This is a genomic window from Rikenella sp. (assembly GCF_056799795.1).
This window is the reverse complement of the sequence record NZ_JBQIQO010000001.1, coordinates 28,107-41,765: the sequence shown is the minus strand read 5'-3', so window position 1 is coordinate 41,765 and position 13,659 is coordinate 28,107. Positions and strand designations below refer to the sequence as shown.

General features: G+C 56.0%; 12 protein-coding genes. 7 read left to right on the top strand and 5 right to left on the bottom strand.

The features are described from left to right. Nucleotides 1-14: 14 nt before the first annotated feature. The 6 genes from ACTO3O_RS00195 to ACTO3O_RS00170 all read left to right on the top strand — a co-directional run bounded on the left by ACTO3O_RS00195 (nt 15) and on the right by ACTO3O_RS00170 (nt 7,292). Nucleotides 15-1,280, top strand: a complete 1,266-nt coding sequence (locus ACTO3O_RS00195) for an adenylosuccinate synthase (protein ID WP_297829192.1) — start codon at nt 15-17, stop codon at nt 1,278-1,280. A 91-nt stretch (nt 1,281-1,371) separates the two neighbouring features. Beyond that, a complete protein-coding gene (gene dapB / locus ACTO3O_RS00190; RefSeq protein WP_297829189.1) occupies nt 1,372-2,097 on the top strand; it encodes a 4-hydroxy-tetrahydrodipicolinate reductase in 726 nt (241 codons plus the stop codon). A 15-nt stretch (nt 2,098-2,112) separates the two neighbouring features. Next, nucleotides 2,113-3,522, top strand: a complete 1,410-nt coding sequence (gene lepB / locus ACTO3O_RS00185) for a signal peptidase I (RefSeq protein ID WP_297829185.1) — start codon at nt 2,113-2,115, stop codon at nt 3,520-3,522. Nucleotides 3,523-3,577: 55 nt separating this feature from the next. Then, nucleotides 3,578-4,462 carry an electron transfer flavoprotein subunit beta/FixA family protein gene (locus ACTO3O_RS00180; protein ID WP_297829183.1) on the top strand — a complete coding sequence of 295 codons (885 nt, stop codon included), beginning with the start codon at nt 3,578-3,580 and terminating at the stop codon, nt 4,460-4,462. 38 nt (nt 4,463-4,500) lie between these two features. After that, nucleotides 4,501-5,520, top strand: coding sequence for an electron transfer flavoprotein subunit alpha/FixB family protein (locus tag ACTO3O_RS00175; RefSeq protein WP_297829181.1), 1,020 nt, complete (start codon nt 4,501-4,503; stop codon nt 5,518-5,520). 17 nt (nt 5,521-5,537) lie between these two features. Further along, a complete protein-coding gene (locus tag ACTO3O_RS00170; RefSeq protein ID WP_297829179.1) occupies nt 5,538-7,292 on the top strand; it encodes an acyl-CoA dehydrogenase family protein in 1,755 nt (584 codons plus the stop codon). A 347-nt stretch (nt 7,293-7,639) separates the two neighbouring features. Here the strand turns inward: ACTO3O_RS00170 and ACTO3O_RS00165 are convergent, their stop codons facing one another. The 5 genes from ACTO3O_RS00165 to ACTO3O_RS00145 form a co-directional block, all read right to left on the bottom strand. Continuing rightward, the gene (locus ACTO3O_RS00165) at nt 7,640-8,233 is read right to left on the bottom strand and encodes a peroxiredoxin (protein WP_297829177.1); all 594 of its coding nucleotides are present in this window, start codon (nt 8,231-8,233) and stop codon (nt 7,640-7,642) included. 74 nt (nt 8,234-8,307) lie between these two features. Next, a complete protein-coding gene (locus ACTO3O_RS00160; RefSeq protein ID WP_298080569.1) occupies nt 8,308-10,080 on the bottom strand; it encodes a BamA/TamA family outer membrane protein in 1,773 nt (590 codons plus the stop codon). Nucleotides 10,081-10,174: 94 nt separating this feature from the next. Next, nucleotides 10,175-10,879 (bottom strand): hypothetical protein, encoded by a 705-nt coding sequence (locus tag ACTO3O_RS00155; RefSeq protein WP_297829173.1) that lies wholly within the window; start codon nt 10,877-10,879, stop codon nt 10,175-10,177. 28 nt (nt 10,880-10,907) lie between these two features. Then, a complete protein-coding gene (gene kdsA / locus ACTO3O_RS00150; RefSeq protein ID WP_294591409.1) occupies nt 10,908-11,774 on the bottom strand; it encodes a 3-deoxy-8-phosphooctulonate synthase in 867 nt (288 codons plus the stop codon). 57 nt (nt 11,775-11,831) lie between these two features. Further along, entirely contained in the window at nt 11,832-13,109 is a 1,278-nt protein-coding gene (locus tag ACTO3O_RS00145) for a replication-associated recombination protein A (protein ID WP_297829172.1), read from the bottom strand. A 65-nt stretch (nt 13,110-13,174) separates the two neighbouring features. Between ACTO3O_RS00145 and ACTO3O_RS00140 the strand changes: the two genes are divergently transcribed. After that, nucleotides 13,175-13,657, top strand: a complete 483-nt coding sequence (locus tag ACTO3O_RS00140; protein WP_297829170.1) for a metallophosphoesterase family protein — start codon at nt 13,175-13,177, stop codon at nt 13,655-13,657. Nucleotides 13,658-13,659 lie beyond the last annotated feature (2 nt).

Here is a 13,659-nt window from a genome sequence, read left to right as displayed (position 1 = left end):
GAAAACATCTCTGCATGAAAGTCGATGTAGTTCTCGGCCTGCAATGGGGCGACGAAGGAAAAGGAAAAGTCGTCGATGTGCTCACTCCGGATTACGGCGTGATCGCTCGTTTCCAGGGGGGGCCGAATGCCGGACACTCCCTGCATTTCGGTGACAAGGTACACGTATTGCGGTCGATACCGTCCGGTATTTTTCGGGAAAACGCGGTCAATATCATCGGTAACGGCGTGGTGCTCGACCCGGTGACCTTCGCCCAGGAGACGGGCGAGCTGGAGCAGCTGGGGGTGGATGTGAAAGCGAAAATCCGGATTGCCAAGAAGGCGCATCTGATCCTGCCGACCCACCGGATGCTCGACGCCGCCAGCGAAGCGGCGAAGGGAAAGGCCAAGATCGGTTCCACGCTCAAAGGGATCGGGCCGACCTATATGGACAAGACCGGCCGGAACGGGCTGCGGGTGGGGGACATCCTCTCGCCGTCGTTCATGGAGCGGTACGAACGACTGAAACAGAAGCACATCGCCATGCTCGCGCAGTTCGAAGGCTTCACATACGACATTGCGGAGTACGAAGCCCAGTGGTTCGCCGGGATCGAGACCTTGCGGCAGTTCACCATCATTGAAGCGGAACACGAGATGAACCGCCTATTGAGCAACGGGCAGGCCGTTTTGGCCGAGGGGGCGCAGGGATCGCTGCTCGATGTCGATTACGGGACTTATCCGTTCGTGACCTCGTCCAATACGGTGTGCGCCGGGGCTTGCATCGGCTTGGGTGTGGCGCCGAATCGGATCGGCGAAGTCTTCGGGATTTTCAAGGCTTATTGCACCAGAGTCGGGAGCGGGCCGTTTCCGACCGAACTCTTCGACCAGACCGGCAAGGATTTGCAGCAGATCGGGCATGAGTTCGGTGCAGTGACCGGACGGGAGCGGAGATGCGGATGGCTCGACCTCGTAGCGCTGAAGTATAGCGCGATGATCAACGGGGTGACGCAACTCATCATGATGAAATCGGACGTCCTGAATACCTTCCCGACCATTAAGGTGGCGGTGGCGTATGAGATCGGCGGACAACGGGTGACGGAGTTCCCGTATGAAACCAATGAAGAGATTACACCTATATATAAGGAGTTCGAAGGGTGGAATTGCGACATTAACGGGATTCGCCGCTATGAGGAATTTCCGCGGCAGTTTAAGGAGTATGTCGAATTTATCGAACGGGAGACGGGCGTGCCGGTGAAGATTATTTCGGTCGGGCCGGATCGGGACGAGACGATTGTCCGATGATTCGTTAAACCCTTTTTTACCTCAAATCGAGCAAGCGAAAAACAAAATCCGATTTTGTTTTTCGCTTTTTATGTATTACTTTCACCCTGTTATGAAAATCGCACTGATAGGCTACGGCAAGATGGGGCATGAGATCGAACGGATCCTGCTCTCGCGGGGACACGAAATCCCGCTGATTATCGACTTCGACACCACCGACCGGCTCACGGCAGAGAATCTGGCGGCATGCGACGTGGCGATCGAATTTACGACGCCGGGGACGGCGTACGAGAATATCATGACCTGCCTCAAGAGCGGGATACCGGTCGTTTGCGGAACCACGGCGTGGCTAGACCGGCTGCCGGAGGTGACCGCGCTGTGCGAAGCGCAGAAAGGGGCGTTTTTTTACGCCTCGAATTACAGCATCGGCGTCAATCTCTTCTTCGCCATCAACCGGAAGCTGGCCGAGATGATGAATCGTTTTCCGGAATACGACGTGACGTTGAACGAAGTGCATCACGTCCAGAAAAAAGATGCGCCGAGCGGCACGGCGGTCACTTTGGCCGAGGATATCCTGGCGGGGATCGATCGGAAAACCGCATGGCATCTGGGAACGACTACTGCGCCGGACGAGTTGGAAGTCACGGCACAGCGGCGGGCGATGGTGCCGGGGATTCACACCGTGGTGTGGGAGTCGGACGCCGACATCATCACGCTCGACCACAACGCCAAGAACCGCAGCGGATTCGCTATGGGAGCGGTGTTGGCCGCAGAGTTTCTGGCCGATAAACGCGGCACGGGACGAGTTTACGGCATGAAAGACTTGCTGGGGTTCTAACCGAAACGACACGACATGAAAAAAGCTATCGAAAAGCTGCGCGCAATCTGGGGAAACAAGTGGGTTAAATTTTCGATCGTCAGCCTGATCTATATCCTGTGGTTCGTGGTCTGGACGCGGAACTTGTGGTGGCTGCTCGGCGTGGCGGTCATTTACGACCTATATATCACCCGGTTTATCGATCGCATCTGGCTAAACCGCTATCGGGCTTACAAAAAGGGACACAAAGGTTTCCGGCATGTGATGGAGTGGGTCGAAGCCTTGCTTTTCGCCGTGATCGTCGTCGTGCCGCTGAAGACCTACTTCTTCGGGATGTACGTCATCCCTTCGTCGTCGATGGAGCAGACCTTGCTCGTCGGAGACTATATTTTCGTGGACAAGACTTACTACGGGCCGAAGATGCCCAATACGCCGCTCTCGTTTCCGTTCGTCCAGAACACCCTGCCGCTGACGAAGACCACGCCGTCGTATGTCGATTGGATCCAGTGGCCGTACAAACGCTTGGCGGGGAGAGGCGCCGTGAAACGTGACGACGTGGTGGTCTTCAACTTTCCGGAAGGGGATACGGTCGCTTTGGGGACGGTGACCGTGGCAGACGAATACGGACGGTCGATGGAGACTGACGTATCGACCACGAGTTATTACGATTTGGTGCGGATGTTGGGACGCGATCAGGTTTACGACGAGCTGGAAGTACGCTACCGGCCGGTGGACAAGCGGGAGAACTACATCAAACGGTGCGTGGCTTTGGCGGGCGATACGATACAGGTGATCGACGGAGATGTCTACATAAACGGCCAGGCGCAGCGGTCGATACCGGGCGTACAACATCTTTATATGGTGCATGTTACGACTCCGATCGGCTCGAAAATATTCGAACGGCTGGGGGTCGACCGCGAGGAGATCGGCTATCAGGCGGAGGCGGGGCGATACACCTTGCCGCTGACCGCTGAAGGGGTGGAGGTTTTGCAGGGACTGCCGGAGGTGACGAGTGTGACTCGATTCATCAACCGTATTCCGAACGAGGCGATTTTCCCGCACAACACCGATCTTTATCCGTGGACAGAAGACCAGTTCGGGCCGCTGTGGGTGCCACAGGCGGGCGTTACCGTGCCTTTGACAGTTGAGAATCTGCCGCTCTACGAACGGATTATCCGGAACTATGAGGGGAATGATTTGGTGGTCGACGAGGCGGATAGTTTGATTTACATAAACGGCTCTCCGGCAAAAGATTATACCTTTCAGATGGATTATTACTTCATGATGGGCGACAACCGGCACAACTCCGCCGACTCGCGCTTCTGGGGCTTCGTTCCGGTCGACCATATCGAGGGGAAAGCCTCTTTTGTATGGCTATCCATTACGCCCGGCAAGAATATCTTTACCGGCGTGCGTTGGGACAGGATGTTTCGGAGGATTCAATAACCGTCCCTCGGGCGAAAGTTAAACATGAAATAAACAAACCCAAACCTTTCATTTTATGAATGATACCCTAAAAATAGTCGTGCTTGCCAAGCAGGTTCCCGACACACGGAACGTAGGCAAAGATGCCATGAAAGCCGACGGGACGGTGAATCGGGCGGCGCTGGCCGCTATCTTCAACCCGGAGGATTTGAATGCGCTGGAGTTGGCATTGCGCATCAAGGATCGACATCCGAAATCGACCGTTACGGTTCTAACCATGGGGCCTTTTCGGGCGGCGGAAGTGATTCGCGAAGCGATGTTTCGCGGAGCGGACGGCGGGGTGTTGCTCACCGACCGGAAATTTGCCGGGGCGGATACGCTGGCGACCAGTTATACGCTCTCGTGCGCCATTCGGAAGCTGAATCCCGACCTGATCATTGCCGGTCGGCAGGCTATCGACGGCGACACGGCACAGGTGGGGCCGCAGGTGGCCGAGAAGTTGGGTTTGCCGCAGGTGACTTATGCCGAAGCGGTGGATAAGATCGACTTGCAGACAGGCGAGATTACCATCCGCCGGCGTTTGGAACGCGGCGTGGAGACCGTTACGATGAAACTGCCGGGGGTAGTGACCGTTAATGCCAGCGCGCCGGCGTGTCGGCCGCGGAACGCCAAGATGGTGATGAAATACAAACACGCCCGGACGGTGAGCGAAGTGCAGGAGCAGCAGGAAGACTACTACATGGCTTTGCACAAAGACCGGTGCTACCTCTGCATTCCGGAGTGGGGGGCGAGCGACGTGGACGCCGAACCGGAATCGCTCGGCCTGAGCGGATCGCCGACCAAGGTCAAGACCATCGAAAATATTGTCTTTCAGGCCAAAGAGGCGAAGCATCTGACCGGAAGCGATACCGATATCGAAGGGCTGATCAAAGAACTGATCGCTTCGCACACAATCGGTTAATCCTGTTCACCTAAATCAAACCACCAACTGAAATTCTCATGAACAATATATTCGTTTACTGCGAGATTGAAGACGGCAAAGTCGCCGACGTTTCGCTGGAACTGCTGACCAAGGCTCGGACTTTGGCCGAGACCTTGGGATGTCGGGTCGAAGCACTGGCCATCGGACATAACTTAGCCGGAATCGAAAAACAGCTGGCCCAATATGGGGCGGAGGTTGTGCATGTGGCGGACGGAGCAGAGCTGGCCCCATTCCGGACACTGCCGCATGCGGCGATTATTTGCGGCGTGTTCAAGGAAGAGCAGCCGCAGATCGCTTTGTTCGGGGCGACTTGCACCGGACGCGACCTGGCGCCGCGGGTATCGTCGGCACTGCACAGCGGTTTGACAGCCGACTGTACCTCGTTGGAGATCGGCGACCACAGCGAGGCCAGGACGGGGAAGGAGTATAAAAACCTGCTCTACCAGATTCGACCGGCGTTCGGGGGGAACATCATCGCCACGATTATCAATCCGGATCATCGGCCCCAGATGGCGACCGTGCGCGAAGGGGTGATGAAAATGGAACCGGTGGCGAATCCGAAGGTGGCGGAGGTAAAAACGATCGACTACAAAAAATTCCTGAGCGACGGGGATTTTGCAGTCAAGATCATCGCCCGAGAGATGGAAGAGCGGAAAATCGACATCAAAGGTTCGCCCATTATCGTGGCCGGCGGTTACGGGATGGGGTCGAAAGAGGGATTCGATCTGCTGTATCAGCTGGCCGAAGTGTTGGGGGCTGAGGTCGGAGCATCGCGCGCTGCGGTGGATGCCGGGTTTACGGAACACGAACGCCAGATCGGACAGACGGGGGTGACGGTGCGGCCGAAACTCTATATCGCCTGCGGGATTTCGGGCCAGATTCAGCATACGGCCGGGATGGACGGCAGTTCGATGGTCATCTCGATCAACACCGATCCGGAGGCGCCGATCAACAAAATCGCCGACTACGCGATTATCGGGGACGTGAACGCCGTGATTCCGAAGATGATCAAATATTACAAGCAGAATAGCAAATAATTCAGGGACTTGCAGATATGGCTAACTTTTTCTTAGACAACAAAGACATACAGTTTCATCTGGATCACCCCCTGATGAAAAAGATCGTGGAGCTCAAAGAACAGGGGTTCCGGGATAAGGCGACCTACGAATATGCGCCGGTGGACTTCGAGGATGCGATCGACAGCTATCGGAAAGTGCTGGAAATTGTGGGCGATGTGGCGGCGAACACGATTGCCGTGAACGCCGACTCGGTGGACAAAGAGGGGCCGAGGGTGGAGAACGACCGGGTAATCTATGCGCGCGGGACGCAGGAGAATCACGATATGCTGACGCAGGCGGGAGTTTACGGAATTTCGCTGCCGCGACGGTTCGGAGGGCTGAATTTTCCGCTCGTTCCGTATGTGATGACCTGCGAACTGGTGAGCCGGGCAGATGCCGGATTCGGCAATATCTGGGGGTTACAGGACTGTGCGGAGACCTTGCATGAGTTTGCCAGCGAGGAAATTAACGCAGAATTCCTGCCGCAGATTAACCAAGGGGCGACGGCGGCGATGGACCTGACCGAGCCGGATGCAGGGTCTGATTTGCAGGCCGTGATGCTCAAGGCGACGCCCAATCCGGATAAGCCGGGCGAGTGGCTCTTGAACGGCGTGAAACGGTTCATTACGAATGGGGATGGCGATATTTCGCTGGTGCTGGCGCGGTCTGAAGAGGGGACGACCGATGCACGGGGGTTGTCGCTGTTCGTGTACGACAAGAAACACATGGCGGTCAAGGTGCGGCGGATCGAGCATAAGTTGGGGATTATCGGCTCGCCGACCTGCGAACTGGTCTTCACCAACGCGCCGGCCAAGCTGGTGGGCGATCGGAAGATGGGGCTTATTAAATATGTGATGGCGTTGATGAACTCGGCGCGGCTCGGGATCGGAGCGCAGTCGGTGGGGATCATGGAGGCGGCGTACCGCGAAGCGTTGAAATATGCCAACGAACGGGAACAGTTCGGTAAACCGATCATTCAGTTCCCGGCGGTTTACGAACTGCTGACCAACATGAAAGCGCGGTTGCAGGCCTCCCGGGCATTGCTGTACGAGACGGCACGGTTCGTGGATGTCTATAAGAACTATTTCCACATCGAAAAGGAACGGAAACTGACGCCGGAGGAACGGACGGAGATGAAGCAGTATCAGAAGCTGGCGGACGCTTATACGCCGCTCTTGAAGCTCTTCTCGTCGGAATACAGCAACAGCGTGGCTTACGACGCCTTGCAGATTCACGGCGGTTCGGGATTCATGAAAGACTACGCCATCGAACGGATCTATCGGGACGCACGTATCACTACCATCTATGAAGGGACATCGCAGTTGCAGGTGGTAGCGGCGATTCGCGGGGTGACGACGGGCGTGTTGCTGGGGCAGATGCAGGCTTACGAAGCGATCAAACCGGTGTCGGAACTCGACGGACAATATCGGACGCTGGTTACTATGCGTGAACAGTACGAAGAGGCGGTGAAGCGGGTCCAAGAGACTTCGGCCAAGGAGGGGAGCGATGCCGACCTGCTCGATTTCCATGCGCGTCGTTTAGTCGAAATGGGAGGCTATATCATTATGGGACACCTCCTGCTGCAACAGGCCGGCCATGCGGAGGTAGGGGAGGGCTATCGCATCTCCGCCATCGCCTTCATCAAGGAGGGACAGGCCAAGTGCAATGCCCATCTGAGCTACATCCGGGAGTTCGAACCGGACAGCTTGGGGTATTTCAAAATGGTATTGGACGAAAAGATCGAGGCTTAATTAACCGTACTGTTTTTTGCATACCCGTTCTTTAGCTACGTGCAGGTACTGTACTTTCTGTGAACAGAAAGTACCAAAGAAACTTTCGAAAGTGCTTCGCACTTTAAAGCCATTCGGAGGACAAGGTTCTCAACCACTTGTTCTTCGGGCCAAGAAAAAAGGGCGCGCTAAGGTTTTTGATAGCCTCAAGCGCGCCCTTTTCCGTGGCCCGAAAAGTCAAAAGTTCAGATACTGTACCGAAATAGCGTTAGGATGCGCAAGCATCCTCGGAAGTCTTTCTGGTTCTCTTTCTTCAGAAAGAGAACAGTTCCATACAGTACTAAGGAACAAGTGCCAAAATAGTATGATTATTTAATACCCTTGTCACCCTTGTGCCAATCGATCGGACACGCCTCGCCGTACTCTTCGAAATGTTGCAGCGCGTCAATCATCCGCAACGTCTCGTCTATGCTTCGGCTCAACGGCAAGTCGTTCACCACCTGATGCCGCACGATTCCGTTTTTGTCGATCAGGAAACTCCCCCGATAGGCCATCGCCGGCCCTTCGAACGACACTTCGCCTTCCTCATTGTAGAGATAATCGCCCGCCAGCACATCGTACTGCTGCATAATCGTCTTGGCCGTATCGGCCACCAACGGATACCTGACCCCCTCGATCCCCCCTTGTTTTACCGGGATCGACAGCCATTTCTGATGAACGAACTGCGAATCGCCCGAGCAGCCTACTACCGCCACGTTCCGTTCGTCGAACTCCGCCATCCGTTCCTGGAAAGCGAGAATCTCCGTCGGGCACACTGCCGAGAAGTCCGCCGGGTAAAAGAAAAACAGCACGTACTTTTTACCCGCATATGTTTCCAACGAAAAATCCGGGACGATTTCGCTCCCGTTTACCACCGCTGTAGCCCGGAATACCGGAGCCTTTCTACCGACTAATACTGACATGATTTCAAGAATTTAAGTATGTAGTCGATAAGAGTGCATAATTCATGCCACGAATCGAGCCCCTGTCGAAAAGATCACCGATATGGAATCACCTGCGGCTTCTCAGGGGCGAAATCGATCTCTTTGAAGTCCGGCTCGCTGGAGACCGAGAAGGTACGATATCCCACGTCCGGCGGCCTGTTGAAAGCATACCCGAATCGAATCTCCACGTTGTTGAAAATCAGCCGTTCGTTCCGAATCCGCACCCCCGCGCCGATCGCTCCCGTAAAGCGGTTGCGAAACAGATTGTTGTCGTATCCGAGCCATCCGACATCGCCGCAGAGGAAAAACGCGAATCGGAAATGGTACAGAAACAGCGGTGTGAAGACAACCGTCTCGGAACCAATCGTCAGCCGGTTGTAACCCGTCATCCGCCAATCGGCCGAGAGTCCGCGAATTCCGCGCCCCCAACGATTCTCGTACCGCAACGCTTCGCGCTCGCCCTCCAGGCGATGAAAACCCATGGTCGCCGACAGGGTTCCGAACTGCCGGATGTAGCTGGTACGCACCCGCAACAACGGCGTGAAGTACTTGATATGCCCCGTCGCCACCGACTGTTGCAACCGATAGTTCCGGGTGAAGTAGGAGCCGAATGCCAGACTCGCCTCCAGGTAGCTGTTCCGGATCAGGTTGCCCCAATAGCCCCGAACTCCCCAATAATCTCTCCCTCCGAGCTCCTCTTCCCACTGTCGTCCGCCGACCAACTCGAACCGGAAACCGTAAGGGATGTCCTCCGTCCGTCCGAATCCGTAGATCATGTTCCCCTGAAAATAGTTCCGCCGCGAAAAACCGAATCCGACCAGAAACTGCGTCGAATGGTGGTAATACGGATTCAGCGTCTCCGAAACCTCGGGCCGCTGAAGATAACGTTCCCGATCCAGCGAAGCCGTCACATAGACGTTCGTCCCGTTCTGCCAGTTCAGACACCACGACCTGCCGCCCCAACCGCCTAAGAAGAACCGTTCGATGTAGTGCGACGTATCCGTCCGGGTCATCTCTTCGCGGCGGTAGGTGCGATCGACCGTGAAGCCGAACCCCCATCCCGTGGGGAGAATAAACGGATGAACGACGGCGAAGCGGGCCATATTCTGATCGCCTCCGCTCCCCAATCCGATGGTCGCATCGGTAAAATGTCCCAACAGATTTCGGGCTGTGTATTCGACTCCGAAGCCGAAGCGGCTCAGCTGCTTGTCGCCGGCTACTTTCAACTTCAATTCGTCGCCCGTTCCGAGAAAGTTGCGGTCGAAAACCGAGAGGCTCTTCTCCCGACTCCCCCAATTGACATCCGCGCCGATCGACCAGTTATCGCGCGCAAAGATATGGATCGACACCCCCGTCGAATCGTTCCGGTCGGGCATGACGACGAAATAGGCGGTCGCCAGATTGGGCAGGCTACGCAGCAACTCTTCATTGATCCCCAGCACGTACGGATTGAGCGTATCGCCGACCTGAAAAAGCAGGTTCTGAGCCAATTGGCGCGGTTTGGTCTGGATGTGGATTTTGTCGATCGTCCGTTGCAGCCAGCTCACGTTGCGTGTCGTATCGCGCGGCGAGAAGACGTTGGCCAACGTCCAATGAATGCCGGTGATTCTTTTTCCGGCAAAAAGTTCGAAGTAGTCTCGATTCTGTTTGAAGTCGAGCGAGGGAGTCCCCTCATCGCTGCTGTTCCGCCCCCGGATGAGCGAACGGAACAAAAAGCGCGTGAAAGCATTCTTGTATTTCCGCAGCCGCAGCGTGTCATAGAAAGCATCCGACCGGGCGCTCTGCTCCCGATAGTTGATCGGCACGATGGCCGTGTCGGCATGCAATTGGTTCGTATAATGCGGCGGAAGCTGTCCGCGAGAGGCAGGAACAGCTACTCCGAAAAGAGCGATCGAGAGAAAGAGAACGATATGTTTCCCATTACACATCGTCCGACCGGAACTGATACCCCATTCGTTTCCCCGTCTGGAGTTTCGAGTTCTCAATTTTGGTATTCATCTGGTCAACCGTCACCAGTTTGACCGTGTCGTAAGGCGGCACCAGAAGATCGAAGTCCAGGGTATAAGCCATGGTGCTCTCGATAATCTCGGTCAGGGCATCCGGCGTAATAGCCCCCTGGCCGAAATTGTCGTGCCGATAGGTCACCTGCCGTTTCCCTTCGACCATGTACTGGAAATCGCGATTGATAAAGATCCGCGCCACGAGATAGCCCTCGTCCGCCGACCGGTTGTACCGGAACGAGTCCGAAAGGAAGTTGTAGATGTTGATCACCCCGCAATAAGCATTCTGCTTATCCTGCTTCACATAAGAGTTCTGCCAGATAATGTTTTCCCGCTCGAACTGGAAGACATTGGTGTGCATGCTGAAGATCAGGATGTCGCCGGCCAGCTGAAGCTGCGCCTCGAACTTTCCCCGATCCCGGTACTCCAGCTTGATACGCCGGTCGGAAGCCCCTTCGAGTTGTTCGTTTACCTCGACGGCGTATTCCTGCAAAATCTCCTTGAGTTGTCCGAAAACCTGCTGCGTGTTGTCGAAAATTTGCTGCAAGAGCACCGACTTGGTCTTCAGTGTCTCTACGATCTGTTCGCGTTTTCCGGCGGGTTTCGCCGTCTGATTCTCTTCCATACGGTGAATTTGAAATCCTGCTTGGTGATTAAAACGAGAGGACGGTGTTTCGCAACGCCACCAGCCGCTCCAGCATCCCCTCCATCCGATCCAGCGCCAGCATATTGGCCCCGTCCGACAAAGCCTGTGCCGGATTCGGATGCGTCTCGACGAACAAGCCGTCCGCCCCCACCGCAATCGCCGCCCGGGCGATGGTTTCGATCATCTCCGGCTGTCCGCCCGTCACCCCGCTGCTCTGATTGGGCTGCTGCAACGAGTGGGTGATATCCACCACCACCGGAAATCCCGTCTGTTGCATGATCGGTATTCCCCGATAGTCCACCACGAGGTCGTAGTATCCGAACGAAGTACCCCGGTCGGTCAGCATCACCCGGTCGTTTCCCGTCTCGGTGATCTTCGCCGCGGCAAAAGCCATCGATTCGGGAGCCAAAAACTGCCCCTTCTTGATATTGACCCACCGTCCGGTCTCTCCGGCCGCGGTCAGCAGATCCGTCTGCCGACAGAGGAAAGCCGGAATCTGAAGCACATCCGCATACTCCGCCGCCATCGCCGCCTCCTCCGGATTATGAATGTCGGTCACCACCGGCACATGAAACTCCCGCCGCACCTTGGCCAACAGCTCCAACGCCCGGATATCGCCGATGCCGGTAAAAGAGTCCGACCGGCTGCGATTGGCTTTCCGATACGAAGCCTTGAAAATGTACGGAATTCCCAGCCGAGAGGTAATCTCCACCATCCGGCCGGCAATCTCCATAACGATCGCCTCGCTCTCCACCACACACGGCCCACCCATCAGAAAAAACATTCCCCGTTTTTTATTCTCCGTCGTAAAACCGGGAATCTCTACCCGAATATCCGCCTCGTCGGCCTTGTTCCGACAACAGTGCATGGTCATAAATGTCGCTTTTTTCTGTAAATTTAACCGTTTTCCCGCGAAATCCAAGCCTCGCGGCTAATATTTCCCGCCCCACAACTCCTCCATCCGCGCTTTCAGCTTCTCCTCCGCCGGATTTTCGCCCGGCTCCCAAAACCTCGTCCCCGAAAGCCCCTCCGGCATGAATTCCAACTCCACGAAATGGCCCGGATAGTCATGTGCATATTTATAGCCCGTCCCATATCCCGCCTTCTCCATCAGCGGGGTAGGGGCGTTCCGCAAGTGCAACGGCACCGGTCGATAGCCCTCCCGTTCGACCTGCGCCAAAGCCTTGTTGATCGCCATGTAGGCCGAGTTGCTCTTCGGCGAAGTGGCCAGGTAGATCGTCGCCTGCGCCAGCGTAATCCTCGCCTCCGGCATCCCGATGTTGTGCACCGTATTGAAACAGGCCTCGGCCAGCAACAGCGCGTTCGGATTGGCCAGCCCGATATCCTCCGAAGCCAGTATACACAAACGCCGGGCGATAAACCGCGGCTCTTCACCTCCTGCCAACATCCGTGCCAAATAGTAGATCGCCGCATTCGGATCGCTTCCCCGCACACTCTTGATAAAGGCCGAAATGACATCGTAATGCTCCTCGCCCCCCTTATCGTACCGGGCGACGTTCTGCTGCAAAGCCCCCCGCACCGTCTCGTCGTTGATCACGATCGGCGCCTCTTCCTCCGCCATCCCGCACAGCATATCGACGATATTCAACAACTTCCGCGCATCGCCGCCGCTGAAAGCGAACAATGCCCCCGTCTCTTCGATCCGAATCTCCCGCTCCTTGAGGTAGATATCCTCCTTAATTACCCGGTCAAGTAACGCGCGCAAATCATCCTCTGCCAATGGTTTGAGGATATAGACCTGACACCGCGAAAGCAGCGGCCGGATCACCTCGAACGACGGATTCTCGGTCGTCGCCCCGATCAGCGTCACCACCCCCTGCTCGACAGCCCCGAGCAACGAGTCCTGCTGCGCCTTGTTGAATCGATGGATTTCGTCGATGAACAGCACCGGAGGCGCCGAGTCGAAAAATCGGCTCGACTTCGCCTTCTCCAACACCTCGCGCACCTCCTTCACCCCCGCATTGATTGCACTGAGTGTAAAAAACTTACGTTCCAGCGACCGGGCCATAATCTGCGCCAGCGTCGTTTTGCCCACTCCCGGAGGCCCCCACAGAATGAAGGAGGAAAGGTTCCGCGACGCCACCAGTTTGCGCAACACCCCCTCCGGCCCGACCAGATGGGTCTGACCGATATACTGCTCCAGCGTCGTGGGACGCATCCGTTCCGCTAATGGTATGCTGCTCGTCATAATATACAAAGATACTTCGGTTTCTCAAATTATTATAACTTTGGTGCGCAATAGCGCCACTCCGTATGATCAAAATAGGGTTGATTTCCGACACGCACGGAACGTTCGACGACAAAATCAGGCATTTTCTCGATCCGGTGAGCGAGATTTGGCACGCCGGCGACATCGGTTCGCTGGAGCTGGCCGACGAGATAGCCGCTTTCCGCCCCCTGAAAGCCGTCTACGGCAATATCGACGACCACCGCGTGCGGACCGTCTATCCGAAATTCCAGCACATCGTGTGCGAGAATCTGAGCGTCGTGATGACCCATATCGGCGGCTATCCGGGCCGTTACGAGCCCGAAGCCCGGATGTGGATCGAGCGGATCCACCCCGACCTATTCATCAGCGGCCACTCGCACATCCTCAAAGTCATAAACGACAAAAAGTACCATCTATTGCATATGAATCCGGGGGCGGCCGGATATGGTTATCAGGGAGTTCGCACCGCTCTGCGTTTCACGGTCGACGGCAACCGGGTGACCGAAGTGGAGGTCGGCGAGTTCTGACG